Origin of the sequence: Paenibacillus sp. FSL R5-0701 (assembly GCF_037973995.1) — a bacterium.
Classification (GTDB): Bacteria; Bacillota; Bacilli; order Paenibacillales; family Paenibacillaceae; genus Paenibacillus.
The window spans coordinates 5,386,394-5,412,730 of record NZ_CP150230.1 but is presented as its reverse complement, the minus strand read 5'-3'; the positions used below and the strand labels follow the sequence as shown (position 1 = coordinate 5,412,730).

The 26,337-nt window shown below is 47.9% G+C and carries 22 protein-coding genes and 1 riboswitch; of the genes, 17 read left to right on the top strand and 5 right to left on the bottom strand.

Annotated elements, in window-relative coordinates:
* Positions 1 to 14: 14 nt before the first annotated feature.
* Positions 15 to 1,055: a fucose 4-O-acetylase gene (locus MKZ13_RS23890; protein ID WP_339178772.1), complete on the bottom strand. Its 1,041-nt coding sequence runs from the start codon at positions 1,053 to 1,055 to the stop codon at positions 15 to 17.
* Between the two features lie 222 nt (positions 1,056 to 1,277).
* Here MKZ13_RS23890 and MKZ13_RS23885 point away from each other — a divergent pair, with 222 nt between their 5' ends.
* The 6 genes from MKZ13_RS23885 (at position 1,278) to mgrA (ending at position 6,749) form a co-directional block, all read left to right on the top strand.
* Positions 1,278 to 2,243: a sugar kinase gene (locus MKZ13_RS23885; protein ID WP_339178769.1), complete on the top strand. Its 966-nt coding sequence runs from the start codon at positions 1,278 to 1,280 to the stop codon at positions 2,241 to 2,243.
* A gap of 88 nt (positions 2,244 to 2,331) precedes the next feature.
* A complete protein-coding gene (locus MKZ13_RS23880) occupies positions 2,332 to 2,997 on the top strand; it encodes a bifunctional 2-keto-4-hydroxyglutarate aldolase/2-keto-3-deoxy-6-phosphogluconate aldolase (protein WP_017686833.1) in 666 nt (221 codons plus the stop codon).
* Between the two features lie 94 nt (positions 2,998 to 3,091).
* Positions 3,092 to 3,856, top strand: a complete 765-nt coding sequence (locus MKZ13_RS23875; protein WP_339178766.1) for an alpha/beta fold hydrolase — start codon at positions 3,092 to 3,094, stop codon at positions 3,854 to 3,856.
* A 64-nt stretch (positions 3,857 to 3,920) separates the two neighbouring features.
* Entirely contained in the window at positions 3,921 to 4,688 is a 768-nt protein-coding gene (locus tag MKZ13_RS23870; RefSeq protein WP_339178762.1) for an HAD family hydrolase, read from the top strand.
* Between the two features lie 234 nt (positions 4,689 to 4,922).
* On the top strand, positions 4,923 to 5,663 hold the full coding sequence (locus MKZ13_RS23865) for an NAD-dependent protein deacylase (protein WP_339178759.1): 741 nt from the start codon (positions 4,923 to 4,925) through the stop codon (positions 5,661 to 5,663).
* A gap of 78 nt (positions 5,664 to 5,741) precedes the next feature.
* On the top strand, positions 5,742 to 6,749 hold the full coding sequence (gene mgrA, locus MKZ13_RS23860) for an L-glyceraldehyde 3-phosphate reductase (protein WP_036674510.1): 1,008 nt from the start codon (positions 5,742 to 5,744) through the stop codon (positions 6,747 to 6,749).
* An 80-nt stretch (positions 6,750 to 6,829) separates the two neighbouring features.
* Here the strand turns inward: mgrA and MKZ13_RS23855 are convergent, their stop codons facing one another.
* Positions 6,830 to 7,804, bottom strand: coding sequence for an AraC family transcriptional regulator (locus tag MKZ13_RS23855; RefSeq protein WP_339178756.1), 975 nt, complete (start codon positions 7,802 to 7,804; stop codon positions 6,830 to 6,832).
* A 153-nt stretch (positions 7,805 to 7,957) separates the two neighbouring features.
* Here MKZ13_RS23855 and MKZ13_RS23850 point away from each other — a divergent pair, with 153 nt between their 5' ends.
* From MKZ13_RS23850 to ptsP, 11 genes are all read left to right on the top strand, one after another.
* Positions 7,958 to 9,139: a galactokinase gene (locus MKZ13_RS23850; protein WP_221824726.1), complete on the top strand. Its 1,182-nt coding sequence runs from the start codon at positions 7,958 to 7,960 to the stop codon at positions 9,137 to 9,139.
* A gap of 1 nt (position 9,140) precedes the next feature.
* Positions 9,141 to 10,130: a UDP-glucose 4-epimerase GalE gene (galE, locus tag MKZ13_RS23845; protein WP_017686840.1), complete on the top strand. Its 990-nt coding sequence runs from the start codon at positions 9,141 to 9,143 to the stop codon at positions 10,128 to 10,130.
* Positions 10,131 to 10,144: 14 nt separating this feature from the next.
* Positions 10,145 to 11,743: a UDP-glucose--hexose-1-phosphate uridylyltransferase gene (locus MKZ13_RS23840; protein WP_339178754.1), complete on the top strand. Its 1,599-nt coding sequence runs from the start codon at positions 10,145 to 10,147 to the stop codon at positions 11,741 to 11,743.
* A 150-nt stretch (positions 11,744 to 11,893) separates the two neighbouring features.
* On the top strand, positions 11,894 to 12,481 hold the full coding sequence (locus MKZ13_RS23835) for an MSMEG_1061 family FMN-dependent PPOX-type flavoprotein (protein ID WP_260632990.1): 588 nt from the start codon (positions 11,894 to 11,896) through the stop codon (positions 12,479 to 12,481).
* 92 nt (positions 12,482 to 12,573) lie between these two features.
* On the top strand, positions 12,574 to 13,737 hold the full coding sequence (locus tag MKZ13_RS23830) for an iron-containing alcohol dehydrogenase (protein WP_047844049.1): 1,164 nt from the start codon (positions 12,574 to 12,576) through the stop codon (positions 13,735 to 13,737).
* 276 nt (positions 13,738 to 14,013) lie between these two features.
* Positions 14,014 to 14,550, top strand: coding sequence for a protease (locus MKZ13_RS23825; protein ID WP_221824722.1), 537 nt, complete (start codon positions 14,014 to 14,016; stop codon positions 14,548 to 14,550).
* 63 nt (positions 14,551 to 14,613) lie between these two features.
* Complete coding sequence (locus MKZ13_RS23820) at positions 14,614 to 16,167, top strand: flotillin family protein (protein ID WP_145323943.1); 1,554 nt, start codon at positions 14,614 to 14,616, stop codon at positions 16,165 to 16,167.
* Between the two features lie 165 nt (positions 16,168 to 16,332).
* On the top strand, positions 16,333 to 17,187 hold the full coding sequence (locus tag MKZ13_RS23815) for a PRD domain-containing protein (RefSeq protein ID WP_036617005.1): 855 nt from the start codon (positions 16,333 to 16,335) through the stop codon (positions 17,185 to 17,187).
* A 287-nt stretch (positions 17,188 to 17,474) separates the two neighbouring features.
* Complete coding sequence (gene ptsG / locus MKZ13_RS23810; protein ID WP_339178751.1) at positions 17,475 to 19,526, top strand: glucose-specific PTS transporter subunit IIBC; 2,052 nt, start codon at positions 17,475 to 17,477, stop codon at positions 19,524 to 19,526.
* Positions 19,527 to 19,603: 77 nt separating this feature from the next.
* Complete coding sequence (locus MKZ13_RS23805; RefSeq protein ID WP_024633102.1) at positions 19,604 to 19,879, top strand: HPr family phosphocarrier protein; 276 nt, start codon at positions 19,604 to 19,606, stop codon at positions 19,877 to 19,879.
* Entirely contained in the window at positions 19,872 to 21,584 is a 1,713-nt protein-coding gene (gene ptsP, locus MKZ13_RS23800; RefSeq protein WP_047844045.1) for a phosphoenolpyruvate--protein phosphotransferase, read from the top strand. Before MKZ13_RS23805 ends, ptsP begins: the two co-directional genes overlap by 8 nt.
* A 237-nt stretch (positions 21,585 to 21,821) precedes the next feature.
* Here the strand turns inward: ptsP and gcvPB are convergent, their stop codons facing one another.
* The 3 genes from gcvPB to gcvT form a co-directional block, all read right to left on the bottom strand.
* Positions 21,822 to 23,261: an aminomethyl-transferring glycine dehydrogenase subunit GcvPB gene (gcvPB, locus tag MKZ13_RS23795; protein ID WP_339185446.1), complete on the bottom strand. Its 1,440-nt coding sequence runs from the start codon at positions 23,259 to 23,261 to the stop codon at positions 21,822 to 21,824.
* A gap of 128 nt (positions 23,262 to 23,389) precedes the next feature.
* On the bottom strand, positions 23,390 to 24,745 hold the full coding sequence (gcvPA, locus tag MKZ13_RS23790) for an aminomethyl-transferring glycine dehydrogenase subunit GcvPA (RefSeq protein WP_339178746.1): 1,356 nt from the start codon (positions 24,743 to 24,745) through the stop codon (positions 23,390 to 23,392).
* A complete protein-coding gene (gene gcvT, locus MKZ13_RS23785) occupies positions 24,742 to 25,878 on the bottom strand; it encodes a glycine cleavage system aminomethyltransferase GcvT (protein WP_127551417.1) in 1,137 nt (378 codons plus the stop codon). The genes gcvPA and gcvT overlap by 4 nt, the downstream gene beginning before the upstream one ends.
* 320 nt (positions 25,879 to 26,198) lie before the next feature.
* Positions 26,199 to 26,321, bottom strand: a riboswitch (glycine riboswitch).
* Positions 26,322 to 26,337 lie beyond the last annotated feature (16 nt).

Genomic DNA, 26,337 nt, shown 5'->3' with positions numbered 1-26,337 from the left:
GATCCGTCAGAGCATTAGGCCGACCGTTTAAACACCTCAGGTCGATGGAAAGAAAATCGGGATATATCCGGTTCAATTAAGGGTTTGAACGTGTGACGTACAGCCGGCAGAGCCAGGGTGACTGCGAAGAGTACGGCAATGACAAGTATGACTGGAATATACGCCGAGCTTCCCATATAACTGTAGACTCCGGACCAGACCGCGAGACGAACGAGAAACCCATGCAGCAGGAATACATAGAGTGTGCGTCGTCCAAGGTCCGTCAGTCTGGAAGTCAAGGAAGGTACCCAGGCCAAGAACAGTGCTGCCGATGCGATCTCCAATAGGTAGACTCCAAGTCGGAAGATGCCGGCATACCATTCGTGGTGACCCAGTTCGGCGTACGTCATGCTGCCGAGTAACCATCCGGATGAAATATTCAAACCACCATACCCGATCCATACCAACAGTGCAGCAGAGAGGATGGCTGCGGTTTTTCGCCCCCAACCGGATAATAAATGTGAACGGATGGTTGCTCCATAGTCATAACCGATGACAAAGAACGGCAGAAATACAAACGTACGGCTGAAGCTGAGCCAGAACCCGTCGATGGGCAGATACCCGGCAATTATACCGATCGCAATCGATCCAATCAGCCGATAAGTCGGTTTCCAGGAAATCGTCAGACGAAGCAGCAGTCGCCAACAGAAATGACTCGCGAGAAACCATAACAGCAAGTAAGGTGCAAAGAAGGATAGCCGCATATGGGGTGTATGGAATACGGTAAAGTCCATCAATGCGTATAAGGACTGAAACAGTACGTACTGCAGGGCAATCTGCTTCAGGACGTTTCGCCCAGATGCACCTTGGAGTGAGTGTGTCGCAAAATACCCGGTTACCCATACAAAGAGCGGCATGTGAAACGTATATATCCACAGGAACAGAGCTTCGGCTCCTGCAAAACGTGTAATGAGTGGTTCAAGTGCATTGCCAGCAAGGACACAGACGATAAGCATAAAGCGCAGATTGTAAAAGAAAGATTCCTGATCATCCCGGATCAGTGTCTGATTTTTCATGGTGTAGCCCCCTTATAGACCCTGTTTGCAAGGTCATTTGCATCTGTAATAAGGGTAATATGGATGTTCATTATCTATTGTGATTTAATTCACATTAGTAAGCGTTATCTTTTATCAAAGCTGTGACAACAAAATGAACGCAACGGGATTGACAACGGTTGCATAGAGGATGACAATAGAAAAAGAAGATGAGGGAATGTAACTATAAGGAGGGAAGAAATCATGTCAACGAGTCCCTATCCAAGCCCGGAAATTATTACGTTTGGGGAGAGTATGGGTTTGCTGACTGCCAAGGATACAAGAGGGCTGGAATATGCAGCCACACTGGACAAGTCTTTTGGGGGTGCTGAGAGCAATCTGGCTATTGGCGTATCCCGCCTGGGGCATACCAGTGGTTGGTTTGGACGCTTGGGCAATGATCCGATCGGCAGTATGATTCTGAAAGCCATTCGCGGTGAAGGCGTAGATGTATCCCGGGTAAGGTTGAGTGATCACGAGCCAACTGGTTTGATGATTCGTGAGAACGCTTCCGGGAAAGCCTCGGTGCATTATTATAGGAAGCTATCTGCTGCAAGTGCGATCACACCTGATGATCTGGATCCTGATTATATTGCCGGGGCGAAGATATTGCACGTTACGGGTATAACGGCAGCGATAAGCCCGTCCGGACTTGCTACGGTAGAGGCTGCCATACATATTGCCAAACAGGCAGGTGTGAAAGTAAGCTTTGATCCAAATCTGCGTCTCAAACTATGGTCTGCGGATGAGGCCCGTCCGGTTATACTGCGTTTAGCTGAACTGGCGGACTACTTTTTACCGGGTCTGGACGAGATGAAACTTCTATATAACGAAGAAAATGATCAAAAAGTACTTGAGCGTTTATCTGCCATGAATGCTGTGTGCATCGTGAAGGGTGGCCCTGATTTGACCTACGTATTGGCGAATGGTACCCTAACGGAAGTTCCGTACTTTAAGGCGGATAATGTTCTGGATACGGTAGGAGCAGGAGATGGATTCTGTGCGGGATTTTTATCGGGTATATTAAAAGGATACTCCCCGCAGGAAGCAACCCGTCTCGGCAATTTGACCGGTTCCATGGTTATACAGGCTGTTGGCGATTGGGAGGCGCTCCCGACGTGGGGGCAGGTCGAGGCCAAGCTGAACAACGTTGCCCATGTTGAGCGTTAGTCGCTGCTGAAATCATATATGGCTCATCTTCGTTCTTAAATGTAAGGCTTGTATACACAACCACCACATTGACAAGGGAGAGAATGAAATGAAGAAGCTTCAGCTGTTGCAAAAGATTACGGACAATGGGGTTGTTGCAGTTCTGCGTGCAGATTCTGCGGATCAAGTCATTGCCATGGCCGAGCAAGCGATTGCGGGTGGCATTAAAGTTATCGAGATTACGATGACAGTACCCAGTGCACTCAAAGCCATTGAAAAATTAAGCCGTGTATATCATTGGAACACACAAGATCCAGAGAAATTCGCGATTATTGGTGCGGGAACGGTGCTTGAACCGCAAACGGCGAGAGCGGCCATCATGTCGGGTGCCGAGTTTGTAGTTGGGCCTTCCCTGAATCCGGATACGGTTCAGATCTGCAACCTGTATCGAATTCCGATTCTGCCTGGTGTGATGACGATTGCTGACGTTCAACGCGCATTGGAACTTGGCGTGGACATTGTGAAGTTGTTCCCGGGTAATCTGTATGATCCTTCGATTATCAAAACGATGAAGGGCCCTATGCCGCAGGCGAATTTCATGCCAACTGGCGGGGTATCCTTGTCTAATCTGGGTGATTGGATCAAGGGTGGAGCAGTGGCTGTAGGGATCGGCTCCGACTTGACATCGGAAGCTGTGAAGACGGGTGACCTGAGTCATGTCCGTCGCAAAGCGGAACAATATATGGATGCTTACCGCAAGGCCAAGGCTGAATAATATTTTTTCAATTCGTAGAAGGGGAGCCTGATGGACAAAGGCTCCCAATTCTGTGAGCCGCGGCACCTGCGGAAGTGAAGAAAGGTGATTAACGTTGAGAAATCGGTATAATACAGGGCGCAAGAAGAGGGGCATCGGGAAATTCCTGCTCGTACTTCTGGCGCTCATTGTCATTGGATGTGGATTTGTTGCGTGGAAATTATTCACACCATACGGTCCACAGGAAACAGCCCAAGCGGCCATGGAAACAGCCAATAAGGTGACCGTGAACGAACAAGAGAACTGGATTGATTTTGTGCCAGATAAACCGATTGGAAAAAGTATACTTTTCTACCCTGGTGGGCTGGTGAAACCGGAAAGTTATGCACCACTCGCGCATGAGCTGGCTGCTGCGGGTCATCACACCATAATTGCCAAGATGCCAGTTAACCTGGCAGTGCTTAAGCCAAACTTGGCAGATGAGATTCTGGCCGCCTATCCGGACGAACAATTTGTTATGGGTGGACATTCTCTCGGTGGGTCCATGGCTGCACGTTATGTAGCCGCACATCCAGATGCACTTCATGGGATCTTCTTCTTGGCATCTTACCCGGATGAAAAAGGGAGTGTAATGACACTGGGAATACCTGCTTTAACCATTTTGGGTACTAAAGATGAAGTTGTGAATATGACCAAGTATCAGAGTGGACGTATGTATTTGCCCGTGGAGACGGTGTACTACACCATTGAAGGTGGAAACCACGCCCAGTTCGGTGATTATGGTCATCAAAAAGGAGATGGCGAGCCGGAAGTGAGTGGAGAAGAACAACTGAATCAGACGGTCAAGACAGTACTGGCTTGGTTAAGTACGATCAAATAGATTTTGATTATTCTGCATTAAGGGCTGTATGCATGTATAGCATAACTTGATGGAGGTGATACGGATGACCATGCTTCAAGTGTATGGAGTGCAGATCCCATGTAAAGCTATACTGTTCGATAAAGATGGAACATTACTGGAATTCCTCCAGCTATGGGGGCCATGGGCAGAGACGTTGCTGAGTCAGTTACAATCACGTATGAATGAGCTTGGAGCTTCATTTACGGTTGAACGGGAGCGCGTCCTGGGCACCATTCATAATGCAGAAGGTCATATTGTCGGCTATGATCCGCAAGGCCCATTGGCCATTGCGACTGTGGATGAATGTACGGGATTGCTTGCCGGCCAGCTGTATGCAGCAGGCATACCATGGAATGAAGCGATCACAACGATACGCCAATTTTCAAGTGTGGCCATGAAATCGGTAAGGGAGCGCAAATCAGCTGAACCGATGCCAGGATTACTTGCTTTCTTAGACAGTTGCAGGGCAGCAGACATACAGCTGGCAGTCGTCACTTCAGACAGTACAGCGGCAGCAGAAACACATCTGGATTGGATGGGGATTCGTTCCTTTTTCACCTCCATTGTGGGCTGTGATCGGGTGACCCAGGGCAAACCGGATGGAGAAGCAGCACTCCTGGCTTGCCGTGAATTACATATCGATCCTGCGGAGGCCGTTGTAATTGGAGACAGTAATGGGGATATGCAGATGGGGCGGCACGCAGAGGTATCCTATACCCTCGGTTACTGTCCGCAGTTAGATCAAGGATCTCACCTGGTTGATGCCCATGCCATTATTCGTCATTATAATGAGATAAGCGTTATTTTATAAGTCACCCTGGCTTGGTTGAACGATATAAATTGAACTCAACATTTACACAAAACGGAGAGGACAGAAATAACCTGAAGAAACGGAGTGTTCGCCTTTATCCTCGGATTTTTCCCTTTAGAAAGGAATCAAAAAAATCTGTGGATAACAGCGATCGGAAGGTTGTTCTGTCATCGGAGTGGCCAGTGTAAATATTCTTTAGTTCAATTTATATAGTAAACAAAAGGAGGAGAGAGGATGAACGCAACAGAACAGCTGGCTGCCTGGATTCAGGCAAGCTCCCGGATTGTTTTTTTCGGAGGGGCCGGAACTTCAACGGAAAGCGGGATTCCCGACTTCCGCTCGGCTGCGGGTCTGTATCAGACGGAGCAGCATTCGCCTTATCCACCGGAAGAGTTATTAAGTCGACATTTTTTTGATCAACACGCCGATATTTTTTATGATTTTTATCGAGGCAAAATGCTTCATCCAGATGCTGAACCGAATGGGTGCCATCGACTATTGGCCCGTCTGGAGCAGGAAGGAAAACTTCAGGCAGTGATCACGCAAAATATCGACGGACTGCATCAGAAGGCAGGCAGCAGCAATGTTTTTGAGCTTCACGGCTCAGTTCATCGTAATGCCTGCATGGATTGCAAGCAGTTTTATACGCTGAATGATATTATACAATCCCAAGATACGGTACCTCGCTGTACCGCATGTGGTGGTGTGATCAAGCCGGATGTGGTGCTGTACGAAGAGGAACTGGATCAGACGACATTGTACCGCTCCATTGATGCACTGTCTTCTGCAGATCTGTTACTCGTGGGAGGCACTTCACTGACGGTATATCCAGCGGCTCAGTTAATTACGTATTTTCAGGGAAAACATACCGTTCTGCTCAACGCTACACCTACCGCTTACGACCGCAGGGCGGATTTGCTGATTACAGAGCCGATTGGTGAGGTAATGAATAATGTGGACCAGCTTCTTGGTTGAACGGATGGACTGAATAACCGCATTCTCCGGCATAGACCGGACACAAGAGGCGGAACCTGGGGAAAGAAGGGATTCATAATGGTCTACGTAGCAAGCGATACTCGCTATGAAACGATGAAATATAACCGCGTTGGACGTTCAGGTTTGAAACTGCCAGCGATTTCACTGGGGCTGTGGCATAATTTTGGCGGTATCAATAACGCTGAGAATGGCCGTAATATGATTACCCGATCATTTGATCTGGGCATTACACATTTTGACCTTGCCAACAATTATGGCCCACCGGCAGGTTCAGCAGAGCAGTTATTTGGACAGGTACTGGCCCAGGATCTGAAACCTTATCGTGATGAACTGGTGATCTCCACCAAAGCGGGTTATTATATGTGGCCCGGGCCGTATGGAGAGTGGGGTTCACGCAAAAATCTGGTATCCAGTCTGAATCAGAGCTTGAAGCGTATGGGCCTGGATTATGTGGATATTTTCTATTCACATCGTTATGATCCCGAAACGCCTTTGGAAGAAACGATGATGGCACTGGATCATATTGTTCGCTCGGGCAAAGCCCTTTATGTAGGGATCTCCAACTATCCCGCAGAGCAGACAAGACAGGCTGCCGAAATTTTGAAAAGTCTGGGTACACCCCTGTTAATCCATCAACCGAAATACTCGCTGCTGGACCGCTGGATTGAAGATGGTTTGCAGGACGTGCTGGATGAGTATGGAACCGGCAGTATTGCATTCTGTCCATTGGCACAAGGTGTGCTCACGAACAAATACTTGAATGGTATCCCGGAAGACTCACGTGCCAAAGGACCATCGGTATTCCTGAATGAAAACAACATTTCTCCAGAGACGCTCCGCAAAGTACGGGCGCTGAACCAGATTGCAGCAGCCCGTGGTCAGAGTTTGGCCCAATTTTCACTCTCATGGGTGCTGCGTAATGGCAGGGTAACATCCGCGTTGATTGGCGCAAGTCGTCCTTCCCAGATTGAAGAGAATGTGGCTGCGCTCAGTCAGCTGGATTTCTCTACAGAGGAATTGGAACGGATTGAATCCATCCTGTCTCCGGAGCCTGATGACAAATAAATAAAGTGCAAAAGGTGCATCTTAGCCATAATGGCGGAATGCACCTTTTTTGTCGTCCGTGGTTCCGTCCGTTATGTTGCTCACCGTTTGTTTTGTTGAGCATTCTGCTGTAACCCCTGATGTAGTGGGCGGGACAGTATTTTCTCTCGATACAAGCTGGGCGCTTCACCGTGAAATCGTTTGAACTGTTTGGAGAAGTACAGCGCGTCTGGCAGTCCGACCGATGCAGATACCTGTTCGATGGACAGATCCGGACGTTCTCTCAGGAGTTGGCGCGACTTGTCGATCCGAAGTTTTAGCAGATAAGTGACCGGTGACAGTCCGGTTTCCTGTTTGAAAATACGGGATAGATACGCACGGTTGTAACCAAGACTCGCTGACATTTGTTCAATGGAGACAGGATAGGCATATTGAGTGGACATATATTGAATCATCTGTTTCACCGTACGTCGGATGGAGGATTCACCGGGAATTAAGGTTTGACCCTGCGAAAGGTGATTTTGTGCTTCAGCTAGAATCATATATAACGTACCCAGTGATGTGAAATGGGAGCTTTCTTTGCGCTCGGCAAAAGCATCCTGCATCACGGATAACCAATCGGAAATTCCACAGGATGGTCCGGCATGAAAAACGGACTTCTCCGGGCGGAATCCCGCCTCGTCAGCATGCTGGGCAGCCTGGCTGCCCGTAAAAGCGATCCAGCGGTATTGCCATGGATTGCGGGCGTGAGACTGGTAACTTACCAGTTGCCCGGGATGAATGAGGAAACAATCACCTGCGGATAACTCGTAGGTGTGCAGTTCGGTACGGAACGTACCCGCCCCTTTTTCTACATAATGCAGCAGATAATAATCAAACAATTTAGGACCGAGGGCGTGACCCGGAAGGGTCTGGCTTGCCCCGGCAAACAGGACATGCAGTGCGCCTTGTTCATAATAGACCGGATTGGAGGCAACCGAATAACTGAGTGCTCCGCTTTTACCGGAAGGTGATTCCTGTATTTTTTCGTTAGAAGATGCAAGGGATTCTTTCTTGGCGTTGAATTGATCTGACATGGTCGTTTCCTTCTTTCCGGGATGCTCCGATCATTATACGCCTTAAGGTCACATTTATCCATATGAAACACACATGGTTGCATTACAAGAGGCACCGCTTTCTTATATAATAACATTAAGAAAACCACAACAACGAGGCGAGGTGCACCAGCAGTGAACATAACTGAATTGAAACAAAAGTTTATTGAGAAGTACGGAGAGAGTGGAGCGGACATCCGTGTATTTCATGCCCCTGGGCGTGTGAATCTGATCGGTGAGCACATTGACTATAACGGTGGATACGTGCTTCCGGCAGCACTTGAATTCGGAACAACATTGATCATTCGTGAGCGTCAGGACAACAAGTTGCAACTGGCTTCCACGAACATGTCTTATGAAGGGGGACTAGACACTTCCTCCATCGGTAAGGAAAAAACCGGAGAATGGACCGACTATCCTGTTGGTGTCATGGTTGAACTGCAAGGCAAAGGTGTGAATGTAACAAAAGGCTACGACTTCCTGTACCACGGGGAGATTCCGAACGGGGCAGGACTTTCATCATCCGCATCTCTGGAGGTACTTACCGGATTTGCGATTCAGTCTCTGGAGGGTGTATCGGATATTGACACGGTTCAACTGGCGCTTCTGTCCCAGAAAGCGGAAAATGAGTTCGTAGGCGTCAACTGTGGAATCATGGATCAGTTCGCTGTTGCAAACGGTGCTCAGGATCACGCGATCCTGCTGATGTGTGACACACTGGAGTACGAAAAGGTTCCTTTCCGTACAGGCTCATACAAATTGGTCATCGGTAACACAAACAAACGCCGCGGTCTGGTGGATTCGGCTTACAATGAACGTCGCTCCCAATGCGAGCAGGCACTTGCCATCTTGAAGGAACAGCTGCCTGCACTGAATTACCTGGCTCAATTGACGCCAGAGCAGTTCGTAACACTACAGGATCAGATCAAGGATGAGAAAGTAAGACAGCGTGCACAACATGTTGTGGAAGAGAATGCTCGTGTGCTCGCATCGGTCGAAGCATTGCAGGGTAACGATCTGGAAACCTTCGGCAAGCTGATGAACGCTTCTCATGAATCGCTTCGCGATTTGTACGAAGTAAGCTGTGATGAGTTGGATGTTATGGTTGAAGAAGCTCAGCGGATTCCAGGCACGCTTGGTGCTCGAATGACTGGCGCAGGATTTGGCGGTTGTACCGTATCACTTGTGCATGAAGATGATGTCGAGCGTTTTGTAAGTGAAGTGGGCGCTGCATATGAAGCGCGTACCCATCTCAAAGGTGATTTTTATGTATGCGGCGTAGGCGACGGTGTTAAAGAATTGAAGGAGGCGAAGTAAAATGGCAATTTTGGTGACAGGTGGAGCAGGGTATATTGGGTCTCATACGGTAGCAGCATTGTTGGAACGTGGAGAAGAGGTTGTTGTACTGGATAACTTGCAGACAGGGCATCGTGAAGCGTTGCTCGGCGGTAAGTTGTATGAAGGGGATCTGCGTGACAAAGAAATTCTGGCGAAGCTGTTCGCTGAGAATTCAATCGATGCAGTCATTCACTTTGCAGCCAACTCACTCGTAGGCGAAAGTATGAAAGACCCGGTTAAATATTATGACAACAACGTGTTTGGTACACTCTGTCTGCTGGAAGCGATGAATGCAGCGAACGTACGCCGCATCGTCTTCTCCTCTACAGCAGCTACCTACGGTGAGCCTGAGAAAGTGCCAATCGAAGAGAGTGATCGTACAGAGCCAACCAACGTATACGGCGAAACAAAGCTGATGATGGAACGCATGATGTCATGGTTCGATAAAGTTCAGGATATCAAATACGTTTCCCTGCGTTACTTCAATGCAGCAGGTGCACATGACAGCGGCAAAATTGGTGAAGATCACCAGCCAGAGAGTCATTTGATTCCACTCGTACTGCAAACAGCATTGAAACAACGCCCGCACATCGCCGTGTTTGGTGACGACTATGCAACAGAAGATGGAACATGTATCCGTGACTATATCCACGTGAGCGACTTGGCTGATGCACATCTGCGTGCAGTAGATTATCTTCGCAAAGGTGAGAACAGTAACGTGTTTAATCTGGGTAACGGCACAGGATTCTCTGTAAAACAAGTGATCGAAACAGCCAAAAAAGTGACTGGCCTCGATATCCCGGTTGTACAGGAACCACGTCGTGCAGGTGACCCGGCTGTGCTGGTAGCTTCATCTGCAAAAGCGAGATCTGTCCTGGGCTGGAATCCAAAATGGACCAATCTGGAAGATGTCATTCAAAGCGCTTGGAGCTGGCACCAATCACGTCCTGACGGCTACGGAAAAAACTAGGAGGCGAATACCTTATGTCACAGACTCATATTGCAGCAGGTGCCACAGAGCGGACACCGGAGCAGCAGGAAGCACTGCATGCCATTGAACGTCTGGTTGCATTTGCCTTGCAGAAACAATTAATCGAGGAAGCGGATTGGGATTATAGCCGTAACCTCTTGCTGGAACAATTCGGATTATCAGAGCCTTATGCCGGTGAGTTGGACACGACTGTGCCCGATGGTCCACAGGCTATGCTGGATACGTTGATTGATTATGGATTCACCATTGGACTCATTCCTGAAAATAGCGATACATTCCGTGATTTGCTGGATGCCAAAATCATGGGTCATCTGATGGCACGCCCATCCGAAGTGGTACGCGCATTCCGCCACACGGAGCAGACGGAAGGCATTGAGGCAGCCACATCTCAATTCTATGACTTGTCGATTAACTCCAACTATATTCGGATGGATCGGATCTCGAAGAACGTCTACTGGACACAGGACACGGCCTATGGAGACATGGAGATTACTATCAACCTGTCGAAGCCGGAGAAAAGTCCAAAGGAAATTGCCATGGCCAAGTTGCTTCCGCCTCCGGTATATCCTAAATGCCAGCTGTGTCGTGAAAATGTAGGTTACGCTGGTCGGGTGAATCACCCTGCTCGCCAAAACCTGAGAGTCATTCCGTTGAAGCTTAACAACGAGCCTTGGTTGTTCCAATACTCGCCGTATGTTTACTACAACGAGCACTGCATCATTTTCCATCATGATCATGTGCCGATGAAACTGACGAAGGATACGCTTCGCAGACTGCTTGCCTTTGTCGGGGAGTACCCGCATTATTTTATCGGATCTAACGCGGATTTGCCGATCGTAGGCGGATCGATTCTGACACATGACCATTTCCAGGGCGGACGTCATACGTTCGCGATTCAAAATGCACAGCCTGAGGCTGTCTTCCGCCATGCGGATGCACCTGGACTTACACTGAGTCTCGTAAAATGGCCAATGTCTGTAATGCGTCTGGCTTCACACGATCCTGCAGAGCTGCTTGAAGCGGGTAACGCCGTATATGAAGCGTGGAAGGTCTACAGTGATTCTGCTGTGGATATCGAAGCGTTCAGTGAAGTGGACGGGGAACAAGTGCCACACAATACGGTAACACCAATCGTTCGTCGTAGTGCAGATGGTGGTTATGAGATGGATCTTGTATTACGTAACAACCGTACAAATGATGTGCATCCGGAAGGGATTTTCCATCCGCACCGTGAGATGCACCATTTGAAAAAAGAGAACATTGGTCTGATCGAAGTGATGGGACTTGCCATTCTGCCAGGTCGTTTGAAAGAAGAACTGGACAGTATCGCGGATATCCTCGCTGGAGATGCCAAGCTTGCTGAAGCGGCCAAAGCTTCCGATCATGTGTTGAACAAACATCTGGGCTGGGCGGAAGAATTGATTGAACGGTTTGGTCCTAAGCTGGACAAAGAACAAGCCGTTGCCATTGTACAGCAGGAAGTCGGCTTGAAATTCGCCGAGATTCTGGAGCATGCAGGTGTCTACAAATATGATGAAGCAGGACGCCAGGCTTTCCGTCGTTTTGTAAGCAGCATGGGATACACTGAATAATCAACATAATATCAACAAATCAAGAACACCCGCCCATTCAGGAGCGGGTGTTTCTTGTCATGAGCACGCATTGGAATGAACCTCCGAGGCAGTTATAATGGGGAGAAGTCCTAGAGTACCATGATGAATTGAGGAAATGGGGTTAATGATTTGGAAAAGAAGGCGCTGAATATTCCGTTGATTACAGATGCTGAGGAACTGCAAGGCATGGTGGGTGAACCGCATGAACATGTGCGTAACAAGGCAATTTCATTTGTGGATTCACATGTTCAGAACTTTATATCCATGTCACCATTATTTTTCCTCTCCACCTCCGATCGTGATGGAAAAAGTGATGTGTCACCTCGGGGTGATGGAGCGGGATTTGTGAAAGTGTATGATACATACCGGCTCGTTTATCCCGAACGCCCAGGCAATCGGCGGATAGACTCGTTGTTGAACATGTTGTCGAACCCTGGTGTTGGCATGCTCTTTTTGATTCCGGGTATGAATGAAGTGCTGCGTATTAATGGCACAGCATCCATTACCAAGGATGAGGAATTCATCGCCAGTATGGGCTGGAGTGGTAAAACCATAGGTGCGGCTGTCATTGTAGATGTGGAAGAGTGTTTTATCCATTGTCCGCGGGCATTTAAACAGGCTGGATTATGGGCCACAGAAACATGGGTGGATGCTGAGAATTTGCCTTCATCTAGCGAGATGTTTCGAGCTCATTTGGAGATTAACGGGTTGTTATAAAGTGAGTGACTATCGATTTGTTTTTCTATAAACAGGGTACTATAATTGGAGTTGCACAAAAATACTAAACTCCATTGGAGGCGACAATAGATATGAGATCTTTCCAATTCTATAATCCAACCCGGCTGATTTTCGGCAAAGGACAACTGGAAGCATTAAAGACAGAAGTGCCGAAATACGGTAAACGGGTTCTGCTTGTATATGGTGGCGGCAGTATCAAACGCAGTGGTCTGTACGATCAAGTGATCGGTTTGCTTAAGGAAGCCGGAGCAGAAGTGACTGAACTGGCTGGTGTGGAACCTAACCCGCGTCTTTCTACGGTGCATAAAGGGGTAGACCTCTGTAAAACAAATAACATCGACCTGATCCTGGCTGTAGGTGGCGGTAGTGTACTAGACTGCTCCAAAGCCATTGCGGTAGGTGCCAAATATGATGGCGATATGTGGGATTTTGCTCAGCGCAAAGCCGTTGCACAGGACGCTCTTCCACTCGGTACCGTATTGACGATGGCAGCAACCGGTTCGGAGATGAACTCGGGTTCGGTTATTACGAATCAGGATACACAAGAAAAATTGGGTTGGGGTAGCGCATACTCATTCCCTGCATTCTCTATCCTGGATCCGGTGAATACATACACTGTTCCGCTGGACCAAACGGTATACGGCATGGTGGATATGATGTCCCACGTACTGGAGCATTACTTCCATCTGGATGCCAATACACCGGTTCAACTCGGTTTCTGTGAGACGATTCTGCGTACTGTCATGGAAGCAGCGCCTCGTCTGGTTGAAGACCTGGAGAACTATGAACTGCGCGAAACGATTCTGTATTGCGGAACAATGGCACTGAATGGCGTGCTGAATATGGGTCTCGCAGGAGATTGGGCAACACATAATATTGAACATGCGGTTTCCGCAGTGTATGATATCCCACACGGTGGTGGACTTGCGATCTTGTTCCCACACTGGATGAAACATAACCTGGATGTGAATGTGGATCGATTCAAACGTCTGGCAATTAATGTATTCGAAGTGAACCCTGAGGGCAAGTCGGACAGACAGATTGCTGAAGAAGGTATCGATGCGCTCAGCAAATTCTGGACATCCATTGGTGCACCTAACCGTTTGGCAGATTACGATATCGATGACAGCCAGATCGACGTAATGGCTGACAAAGCGATGTTGTTTGGTCCATTCGGTAACTTCAAGAAACTGCAACGGGAAGATGTTGTATCCATCTACAAGGCTTCTCTGTAATTCTATAATCACTGCAAAGTGAAGGACACATTCTGTCGTCCAATAACCGCAAGTCTCCTTCATGGGGGCTTGCGGTTTTTTCGTGTATTCGGATCTGCACGAGAATGATGGAGGAACATGAAGCAAGGAGAACAGAATGTTGTGATAATACCCATTATCGGCTCCAGAATACATTTGAGGAAAGATTTTGAAACATTTTGATGGTAGCTACGTATTTATTTACATGTGGAATGCTCAGTTAGGATGAATTTGCGGCAGAGAGAGGAGGAACAGGGGATGGAAACAATGTATTGGGGGTGTCTAATCGGAGGGGCGATATTTGCGGTTGTCAGCCTTGTGCTGGGTGACTTGATTGATGGCTTGCTGGACGGAGCTTTTGAAATGCCAGGCCTTGATTTTTTCAAACCCGTTGTGTTAGCTGGTTCCATTACAACCTTTGGTGGTGCAGGCATAATGCTGACACGTTATAGTTCATTAAGTGCGATGTCCGGTCTAATACTATCCCTGCTTATAGGTATTGCTGCAGCCATGCTGGTATTCTTCGCATACATCAAACCGATGCGTAACAGCGATGTCTCTATTGCATTTTCAATGAAAGAGTTATCTGGGAAAATTGGGGAAATCACCATTCCGGTGCCGGAAAAAGGTTTTGGCGAAGTGATGATCCGCTTTGCATCCGGTAGTACGATTCAAACGGCATCCAGTTTTGAACACCTCCCCATTGCGGCGGGAGCACGTGTTGTTGTGGTGGATGTTGTAGATGGCGTACTGCGTGTGTCGGAATGGGATGAAAATGTACTTAAAGATTTATAAAGTATTCTAATCACCTAATTAGTTTAAGCACTCATCATGAATGAATAAGGGGAGAGATGTGGAATGGATTTAAATTTGAACTGGGATGTTTTGTTGATTCCTATAGTTGTAGTCGGAGTCATTCTAATTTTGGGTCTGGCTTTCTGGGCGAGGTACAAAACGGTTGGACCGGATGAAGCGATGATCGTTACGGGGTCATTCCTGGGTAGCAAAAATATCTCCGATGATGATTCTGGCCGAAAAATCAAAATTGTTCGTGGTGGCGGTGCATTTATCCTGCCGGTATTCCAGCAGTCCGAGTTTATCTCCTTGTTGTCCCACAAGCTGGATGTCTCCACACCTGAAGTGTACACGGAGCAAGGGGTTCCGGTTATTGCTGACGGTGTAGCTATTATCAAGGTTGGAGGCGCTGTAGAAGACGTTGCTACGGCAGCTGAGCAATTCATCGGTAAACCTGTAGAAGCGCTGAGAAGCGAAGCACAGGAGGTACTGGAGGGGCATTTGCGGGCCATCCTCGGTACAATGACGGTGGAAGAAGTATATCGGAACCGGGATCGTTTTGCCCAAGAGGTTCAAGGCGTAGCAGCTAGAGATTTGAAGAAAATGGGACTGCAAATTGTTTCATTTACCATCAAGGATGTTCGTGACAAACAGGGTTACCTGGATGCTCTCGGTAAACCGAGAATTGCCGCAGTGAAGCGTGATGCCGAGATTGCTGAAGCAGAAGCAATGCGTGATGCACGTATTCAGAAGGCTAATGCGGAGGAACAGGGGCAAAAAGCAGAGTTGCTGCGGGATACCAATATCGCCGAGGCAGCCAAAGAGAAAGAACTGAAAGTAGCCACGTTTAAGCGGGATCAGGATACAGCCAAAGCAGAAGCCGATCAGGCTTACCATATCCATGAAGCTCGCGCCAGACAGACTGTGGTGGAAGAAGAAATGAAGGTTGAACTCGTTCGTAAAGAACGTGAGATCGATCTCCAAGAAAAAGAAATCGTCGTGCGTGAGAAGCAATACGATGCCGAAGTGAAGAAAAAGGCAGAAGCGGATCGTTATGCGGTAGAGCAGGCTGCCGAAGCGGATAAAGCCAAAAGAATGCGTGAAGCCGATGCAGTACAGTATTCCATCGAAACACATGCCAAAGCAACAGCTGAGCAGAAGCGACTTGAAGGTCAGGCCATGGCGGATGCGGAACTTGCCAAAGGTACAGCAGATGCAGAAGTTATTCGTTTGCGTGGTCTTGCAGAAGCAGAAGCAAAAGAAAAACTGGCCGAAGCGTTCCAGAAGTTTGGCGAAGCAGCTGTACTCGATATCATTGTCAAAATGCTGCCTGAACTGGCTGGTAAAATTGCAGAGCCAATTGCATCCATTGATAAACTGACGGTGGTAGATACAGGTAAAGGTGAAGGTGCAGCACGAGTGAGTAACTATGTTACCGAACTTATGGCGACCGCTCCAGAGATGCTCAAAAGTGTATCCGGCATCGATGTAGAGCAGCTGATTAAAGGCCTTACGAAGTCCAAAACACCTGCGCCAGTTGCCATTCAACAGAGCGAGGCTGTTACAACTCCTTCTATAATCGACAAGATTGTGGAAAGAGCTGGAGTTGACGAGTAAGAAGCACTTCGAATCTTGCATGGTTGCTCTATTGACCTTAAGGCGAATTTTTGTTACTTTTTAAGCGAGACGTCCGGCGCGGTTTGCCCGCTCCGGGTGTCTTTTCGTTCGTAACAGGGTGTGACTTAATCACACCTAAGATGGTGTGAAAAAGAGGTGCAAACAATGAGCAACTTGCATGTAGATAAAGCGCTAAATAATAATGTAATCATTGCACAGCATCCAGAACACGGGGAAGTCGTTGTTATTGGTAAAGGCATTGGCTTTAACCGAAAACCGAGTGATCACATTCCATTGATGGCTGTGGAGAAAATGTTCATTTTGAAAAACCAGCAGGAGCAAGAGCAGTACAAACAGCTTCTTCCACAGGTGGATGAAGCACTGATCGAGATTATTAACGAAGTTATTACGTATATTGCAGAGCGTACGGACGTTCCTCTGAATGAACATATCCATATTGCATTAACCGATCACATTTCTTTCGCGTTAAAACGCAAGGAGCAGGGCATTATCATACAAAATCCATTTTTATATGAAACCCGCGAGATTTATCCTGAAGAATATCGAATGGGAGAATACGCTGTTCGTCTGATCAAAGAGAAAATGGGTGTAGATCTGGGGATGGATGAGATTGGTTTTGTTGCCCTCCATATCTATAGCGCAATGACCAATCAAAATATATCCCAGGTACGTGAGCATTCACAATTGATCACTGATTTGGTGAACCTGGTGTCTGATCAACTCGATTATTCGTTTGAAACGGAATCGCTGGATTACTCTCGTTTGCTGACGCATCTTCGTTTTGCCCTTGAGCGTGTTCGCCGTGGAGACAAAGTGGAAGAGCTTCATAAGTTGGATTCCCTGCTTAAGTTAGAGTATCCCGAAATGTACTCGCTTGCATGGAAACTGACCAAAGTAATGGAGAAAAGACTGAAACTGCCGGTTTATCCTGCAGAGGTAGGTTATCTGACCATTCATCTGCAAAGGCTGAATCAGCGGAAGGAAGAAGAGAATAAGTGAGATCATTCCAGTGATGGAATGTAGAATTTATTTTTTTGGTGTAAAGGCTTGCAATAGATTAGAACTGGTGCTACAATGGTTTCCGTAATCAAGCAACTGAATAAACATAAGCGACGTGTTACTGACTCGATCAGGCATGAGTTAATTAAAGTGTGATTGTTCTTTCCTTGTACAGGGTATGCTATACCCCAAGGTTGGCACAGTTTACTTTATTAATTCATGCCTTTTTTTGTGTTCCCTTGCTTGCATCACAACATATAACTTAGACGAAAGGGAGAAACGACGCGATGTTCAAAAAGCTTTTTGGTGTATTGCAAAGAGTAGGTAAAGCTCTTATGTTGCCTGTAGCCATTCTACCTGCGGCAGGTTTGCTGCTCGGAATTGGTAACATGCTGGTTAATCCAGATTTCTTGCAATATGTAACGGCGCTCGACACCCCTTGGGTGAACTCGATCGCAACAATTATGATGAACGCAGGTCAGATCGTATTTGATAATCTGGCATTGCTGTTCGCCGTCGGCGTAGCTGTCGGATTGGCTGGTGGCGAAGGCGTTGCAGGTCTTGCAGCGATCATCGGTTACCTGGTCATGAATGTTACATTAGGATCTGCAGTAGGTGTTACTCCGGCAATGATCGGTGAAGTACCGGGTTATGCCAGCATCTTGGGTATCCCAACATTAAGTACAGGCGTGTTCGGAGGTATTATCATAGGTATTGCCGCCGCGCTGTGTTACAATCGATTTTTCAAAATCGAACTGCCGTCTTACCTCGGTTTCTTTGCAGGTAAACGATTTGTACCGATTATCACTTCGGTTGTATCCCTCTTAATCGGGTTGCTTCTGGTGATTATCTGGCCACCGATTCAAAATGGATTGAATGCTGTATCTCACTTCATGGTAGATACAAGCCCGACATTGTCGGCATTCATCTTCGGAGTTGTGGAACGGTCATTAATTCCGTTTGGTCTTCACCACATTTTCTACTCCCCATTCTGGTTTGAGTTCGGTGAGTATGTGAATAAAGCCGGAGATGTTATTCGTGGGGATCAGAAGATTTTCTTCAGCCAGTTACGTGATGGCGTTGCTCTCACAGCAGGAACATTCCAAGTTGGTAAATTCCCGTTCATGATGTTTGGTTTGCCAGCAGCGGCACTTGCGATGTACCATGAAGCAAGACCGGAGCACAAAAAGTATGTTGCAGGTATCATGGGTTCAGCTGCACTGACCTCGTTCCTGACAGGTATCACAGAACCACTTGAATTCTCGTTCCTGTTTGTAGCACCAATCCTGTTTGCAGTACACTGTATCTTTGCAGGTTTGTCTTTCATGACCATGCAAATTCTGGGTGTAAAGATCGGTATGACCTTCTCCGGTGGGTTCATTGACTTCCTGATCTTCGGGATTATTCCGAACCGTACACCTTGGTGGGACGTTATTATTGTCGGATTGATTCTTGCGGTGATCTATTACTTCGGTTTCCGGTTTATCATTCGCAAATTTAATCTCAAGACACCTGGACGAGAGGATGCAACGCCTGAAACCGAATCTGGCGGAGGCTCTGGTTCAACGGATGATCTGCCCCATAACATTCTCGAAGCTTTCGGTGGCAAAGAGAATATCAAACATCTGGACGCTTGTATTACTCGTTTGCGGATTGAAGTTAATGAGAAATCCAATGTGAAAAAAGATCGTTTGAAACAATTGGGTGCATCTGGTGTACTTGAAGTGGGTAATAATGTTCAAGCCATCTTCGGAACACGTTCTGACACGATCAAATCTCAAATGCAGGATATTATTGCAGGAAGAACACCAGCACCAACGCCAGCAGCTGCCAAACCAACTCCTGAAGAGGAGAAGGCACAAGGTGAGCAAGGCGAGCGCATCGTTGCTGAGGATATCGTCATGCCAGTCAATGGTGAATTGCTGGACATTACAAATGTACCTGATCCGGTCTTTGCTGAGAAAATGACAGGTGATGGATTCGCAATTTTGCCACATGATGGTACGATAACTTCTCCTGTGTATGGTAAAGTGTTTAATGTATTTCCAAGCAAACATGCCGTGGGCATCATGTCCGATGGAGGCAAGGAAGTGCTTGTTCATATAGGTGTTAATACGGTGAAGCTGAAAGGTCAAGGCTTTAACGTACTGGTACAGGAAGGTGATCTGGTATCGGCAGGTCAGCCGATTATGGAAGTGGATCTGGAGTATGTCAAAGCAAACGCTCCTTCGATCATTTCACCAGTTATTTTCACCAACCTGCCAGAGGGCTCCGCAGTAACTCTGAAGAAGAGCGGAGTGCTGAAAGTTGGCGAACAGCCAATCATTGAGATAAAATAAGAAGTGTTACGACAATGGCAAGCAAGTGTAAATATATGCAATGCCTAAACCAAACTACTGAAAGTGAGATGATTGTAATGCAACAAACATTCAGAATTACAGACGAAGATGGTATCCACGCACGTCCGGCGACAGCCCTGGTTAATACAGCAAATAAATTCAAAGGTGCAGAATCCTTTGCAGAAGCTAACGGTAAAAAAGTAACTTTGAAATCCATTCTGGGTGTTCTTTCTCTCGGATTGGAACAAGGCGACACCATCAACATCATCGTTGAAGGCGAAGGCGAAGCTGAAGCTCTTCAAGCTTTGACTGACGTTATGGTTAACGAAGGGTTGGGCGAAATTAATGCTTAATGTCTCCGGGATCGCGGCTTCGGCGGGTATTGCTATCGCCAAGGCGTTTATCTTGGAGCATCCTGACTACTCTGTAGAAAAACGCCAAATTAACGACGTTGACGCAGAGATCGCGAAACTCGACTCAGCTCTGGGTAAATCCCAGGCTGAGCTTGAGGCGATCAAAGAGCGCACTTTACAAGAGCTTGGCGAGAAAAAAGCAGAGATTTTTGCTTCGCATTTGCTCATTTTGAATGACCCGGAACTGATTGATCCGGTTAAAGCTAGAATTGCGGATGACATGATCAATGCAGAATTTGCTTTGAACGAAACGGCATCACAATTTATCTCCATGTTTGAGAACATGAAGAGTGCTTACCTGCAGGAACGTGCTGCAGATATGCGTGACGTTACCAAACGTGTGCTAAATCACTTGCTTGGTATCGACTTCATGAGTCCGGCTGAGATCAACGAAGAAGTGATCGTGCTTGCGGAGGATCTAACACCTTCCGACACGGCTCAACTGAACCGTCAATTTGTTAAAGGTTTTGCAACCAACATTGGTGGTCGTACTTCTCACTCGGCGATTATGGCTCGCTCTCTTGAGATTCCAGCTGTTGTTGGAACCAAGGACATCTTGGCTCAAGCGAAACAAGGCGATATGATCATTGTTGACGGTCTGGATGGTCACGTACTGGTTAACCCTACTGATGAAGTTATTGCTGAATACCGTGCCAAACAGGAACAGTATGATGCACAACGTGCAGAGTGGAGAAAACTTCGTGATGAGCCAACGGTAACGGTGGACAACGTTCATGTTGAACTTGCAGCCAACATCGGTACACCAAATGATGTAACGGGTGTTCTGGAGAACGGTGGCGAGGCTGTAGGCCTGTACCGTACCGAGTTCTTGTACATGGGCAGAGACAAGCTCCCTTCCGAAGACATTCAGTATAATGCTTACAAAGCGGTACTGGAAAAAATGGAAGGTAAACCTGTTGTTGTTCGTACACTCGACATCGGTGGAGACAAAGAGCTTCCATACCTGGATCTGCCAAAAGAAATGAATCCATTCCTCGGCTTCCGCGCAGTTCGTCTGTGTCTGGACCGTCTGGATATCTTCCGTACACAATTGCGTGCATTGCTGCGTGCAAGCGTACATGGAAACCTGCGTGTCATGTTCCCGATGATCGCAACACTCGGTGAATTCCGTGAAGCAAAAGCTGTCTTGCTCGAAGAGAAAGAGAAGCTGGTTGCTGAAGGCATTGCTGTTTCTGACAGCATTCAACTCGGAATCATGGTCGAAATTCCTTCGACTGCAGTTCTGGCGGATCAGTTTGCCAAAGAAGTGGATTTCTTCAGTATCGGAACGAACGATCTGATTCAATACACAATGGCTGCTGACCGTATGAACGAAAGAGTAGCGTATCTGTACCAACCTTACAACCCAGCCATTTTGCGTTTGGTTAAAATGGTTATCGATGCAGCGCATCGTGAAGGCAAATGGGTTGGCATGTGTGGTGAGATGGCAGGAGACGAAACAGCAATTCCATTGTTGCTTGGTCTTGGATTGGATGAGTTCAGCATGAGCGCAACCTCCATTCTGCCAGCTCGTAGTCAGATCACCAAATTGTCCCGTGCGGATATGCAGGAACTGGCTGCTAAAGCTCTGGATATGCAAACGGCTGAACAAGTTGTTGAATTGGTTCAAAGCATTCAAGCGTAATTTTGCCGGGGTTTCCTCCGGATTTGAGGTTTTTTCTTTTTCCGATAATAAGCTGCATTGATGTAGCGATTTTGCCGATATCCGCGATTCATTGTGGATATCGGCTTTTTTTGTTGCGTAGATGTATAGGGAATAAAGGGGAGTACGAGGGAAAAGTCCTGTAATGTCTAGCAAAAAAAATGCTCTTACTGGTGTAGTTAACATCAGCAAGAGCATGGATAAGAAACTCACTTAGTTTTAACTGCAAGCGCAGTTCAGTACAGGTTTGCGGGCTGCGGTAGTCTCATCGAGTCGAGTAACCGGTGTGCCATAAGGTGCGTTCAGGACTAATTCTGGTGTCTCTTCCGCTTCTTTGGCAATCCGTATCATCGTATCAATGAACCCATCCAGCGTTTCTTTACTTTCAGTTTCTGTCGGCTCGATCATGATGCATTCTTCGACGTTGAGCGGGAAGTACACCGTAGGTGGATGATATCCAAAATCAAGCAGTCGTTTGGCAACGTCAAGTGTGCGTACACCATATTGCTTCAACCCCCGTCCAGACATGACAAATTCATGTTTGCATACACCCGGATACGGAATCTCGTAGTAAGGTGCGAGACGGGCCATCATATAGTTAGCATTGAGTACCGCACATTCAGATACACGGCGCAATCCTTCCGGTCCATAGGTACGAATGTAGGCATAGGCACGTACCAATATACCGAAGTTACCGTAGTAGGCTTTCACTCGGCCAATGGATTGATCGCCTTCACGATCGAATGCATACATACCTTCATCCTTTTTGATCACCATGGGCTTAGGCAGGAACGGAATCAGACGGCTCTTCACCCCGACTGGTCCGGCGCCAGGTCCACCACCGCCATGAGGTGTACTCATCGTTTTGTGCAAGTTCAGATGCACCACGTCAAAGCCCATATCACCCGGACGGGTAATGCCCATAATGGCATTGGAGTTCGCGCCATCGTAATACAACAAGCCACCAGCCTGATGTACGATGGATGCAATCTCCTGAATGTCTTTCTCGAACAGACCAAGTGTATTCGGGTTGGTCAGCATCAATGCCGCCGTATCCGAACCGACTGCTGCACGGAGTGCGTCCAGATCGACCAGTCCGTCTGCGCGGGATGGAATCGTCACCGTTTCAAATCCTGCAACGGTAGCACTTGCCGGGTTGGTCCCGTGAGAAGAATCGGGCACGATGACTTTGGTACGTTGTTCACCACGACCTTCGTGGTAGGCACGAATCATCATAAGTCCAGTCCATTCGCCATGGGCACCAGCGGCTGGTTGCAGGGTCACAGCGTCCATGCCTGTCAGACCTGCAAGGTCGTTTTGCAATGTATATAACAGTTCAAGAGCACCTTGAATGCTGGATTCATGCTGGTACGGATGGATTTTGGCGAAACCGTTATAACGTGCAACATCCTCATTAATCTTTGGATTGTATTTCATCGTACAAGAGCCCAGTGGATAGAATCCGTTATCTACACCGAAGTTGCGACGGGACAGGGCTGTATAATGTCGAATAACATCTACCTCGAATACTTCCGGCAGTGCCGCTGCTTCCGAACGGAGCATTTCCCGGGGAATCAACGTATCGGCAGCCTGACGAGGAACGTCACTTTCTGGCAAGGAATAAGCGACACGTCCCGGGCTGCTGAGTTCAAAAATCAATGATTGTTCCGGAGCAGGAGATAAGGTCTGTGCACTAAATGTTGTATCCGTCTCAAATTGAGCCGAAGTGGAGACAGAGGTACCCGTTTCAGATTGTCCTTGTGCCGGTGTTGTCGTCGTTTCCTGAGTCACAGCGATCCCTCCAATGCTCGTGCGAATTCGTCAATTTCTTCCTTACTACGCCGTTCCGTAACAGCAATCAGCATATGTCCGGCAAGCTCCGGATAATCACGTCCGAGTTCGTAACCACCAATAAAGCCTGCATCCAGCAGTTTCAACTGAAGAGCATCCACGTCTGTTCCTTCAGGAAGTTTAATCACAAACTCATTGAATGTTGGTGCATTAAACGTCAGGCTAACACCAGGAATCGCAGTTAATGTATTCAGGGTGTAATGGCTCTTTTGCAGATTTAGATCCGCTACATCGATCATTCCTTGTTTCCCCATGATGGACATATAGACAGATGCGCTGAGTGCAAGCAAAGCCTGGTTGGAACAGATGTTGGATGTCGCCTTTTCGCGGCGGATATGCTGTTCACGTGCTTGCAGTGTGAGTACAAAACCACGTTTGCCGTTGCGATCGGTTGTCTGGCCTACAATTCGGCCAGGAATTCGGCGCATATGAGGCTTGGATACGGCGAAATATCCGCATGTTGGACCGCCGAGTGAAGCGGCGATGCCGAGGGGCTGCGCATCACCTACAACGATGTCGGCACCTAGCTTGCCTGGGGCTTCCAGCAGACCCAGCGATAGCGGGTTGGCACTTACAACGAGCAGTCCCTTGTGCGCATGCACCAGGTCGGCAGCCTGCTTTACATTTTCCACGGCACCGAAGAAGTTCGGGCTCTGGATCATGACAGCAGCGGTATCGTCCGATATGGCGGCTTGCAGGGCATCCCAATCAGTGACGCCATCCTTATAACCAATCTCAACAATCTCCAGACGGAGTCCGTGCGCATACGCCTGCAATACCTGACGGGCTTCCGGATGAACGGTACGGGATACGATGAGCTGTTTGCGACGAGTTGCCGCTGCGGCCAGATTACCTGCTTCTGCGAAGGCCGTTGCACCGTCATACATGCTGGCATTGGCTACAGCCATACCGCTTAATTCACAGATGTAGGATTGAAATTCGAAAATGGCCTGTAGTTCACCTTGGCTGATCTCAGGCTGATAAGGTGTGTAGGCGGTGTAAAACTCGGAACGGGAAATGACATGATTGATGACGGAAGGAACATGATGATCGTATATACCTGCGCCGAGGAAGCTGGCGTGTGTTTCAAAATTGGCGTTGGCGCCAGCTTGTTTGGACATGTGACGTGTCAGCGCATATTCATCAAGTTTGGAGGATACGGGCAGCTCGCCCTGATAACGGATCTCTTTTGGAATGTCCTGAAACAAATCCTCCAGCGTATCCACACCGATGGTTGCGAGCATGGCGCTCTGATCTTGCTCAGTCATGGGAATGTAACGGTGCTTGCTCATGCTTGATCAGCTCCTTGAGTAGGTGTCTTCGACGTACGTGTCCGTTTATGAAAAGGGGTCTTCACGACCTCCGCTTTCAGTTTCTTGCCGCGGATCTCAATCTCAAGCGGGGTTCCCAGCGCAGCGTATTTGCTGTCGATGAGGGCAAGCCCCAGATTACGCTTCAATGTAGGTGATTGCGTGCCTGTTGTCACTTCACCAATCTGTACGCCTTCGGCGTAAATCGGATAGTGGGGGCGGGGAATACCGCGCTCCAACACTTCGATGCCGACCAGTTTGCGGGCGGGCCCGTCAGTTTTTTGCTGTAACAAGGCTTCGTGTCCGATAAAAGGTCCGGCATTCAGCTTCACAAACATACCTACGCCAGCTTCGAGTGGAGAGATAGTTGCCGACAATTCCTGTCCATACAGGGGGAGCCTTGCTTCAAAGCGTAATGTGTCCCGGGCACCAAGTCCGGTCGGTACAAGTCCGTGACCTTCACCGGCTTGCATTAATCCATTCCAGACCACAGCAGCCTGGTCCGCAGGAACATATAGTTCAAAGCCATCTTCACCGGTATATCCGGTACGGGACAACAGTAATTTTACTCCACATACTTCAGCATCCTGCACAAAACGAAACGGTTCAATCGAGCTTACATCCGTATCTGTAACTTTCCCGATAATGTCTACAGCCAGTGGACCTTGCAAGGCGAGCAGCGCCGTTTGCTCCGAATCGTTGGTCATGCTTACGCCAGGGATCAAGTGCTCTTGCAGCCACGCCCAATCCTTGTCGATGTTGGAGGCGTTAACGACGAGCATATAATGCTGATCTTCCAGCTTATACACGAGCAGATCATCCACCACACCGCCATCTGGATAACACATCAGGGTGTACTGGGCTTGACCGGGAACCAGCGTGGTCACATCATTGGTCATCATTTGTTGCAAAAAAACTTCAGCCTGCTCACCCTGTACTGTGAATTCGCCCATATGGGATACATCAAACAGCCCAGCACGCTCGCGCACCGCTTCATGTTCTTTCTGGATTCCGCTAAATTGTACCGGAAGCTCCCAGCCTCCAAAATCAATGCACCGTACGCCTTCGTATTGCTGATACAGTGGGAAGAGTGGTGTTCTAAGCAAATCGGACATCAAATCACCTCGTCATAGGCCGTCAGCCGGCCGGATATACAATCGTGGATCAATGAACCAAGGTATTTTTAAATTTTCAGCTAGATATTTTCATCACATAAGTATGGTAAGGGCAGCTATGGCAGCGCCGTTCTACATCCTGTTTTTCGTTTTTTGGGAAAAAGGAAAAGGACAGGCCAAAGAATCGGCATGCCAAGTAGCACGCTTATTCTAAGGCTCTGTCCCTTGTACCTGAGAGTTACCCCGCTACGTTGTGCAGCAGGTTTCCCCTTGGGTGATCATAACGCCCGCACAGGGCGAATAGATGCTCTCCAGAGTTGCGTCCCGTAAAAGTCCTTTTGCCTGAGAGATTCACCTCCGCTTATCGGTGGTTTACTCCTTCGGCGTTACCTCATGTACATCCCGAATCGGGTGTCACGGGTAATCTCTCCCTTTACATTCATCCGCGGGTATAACATA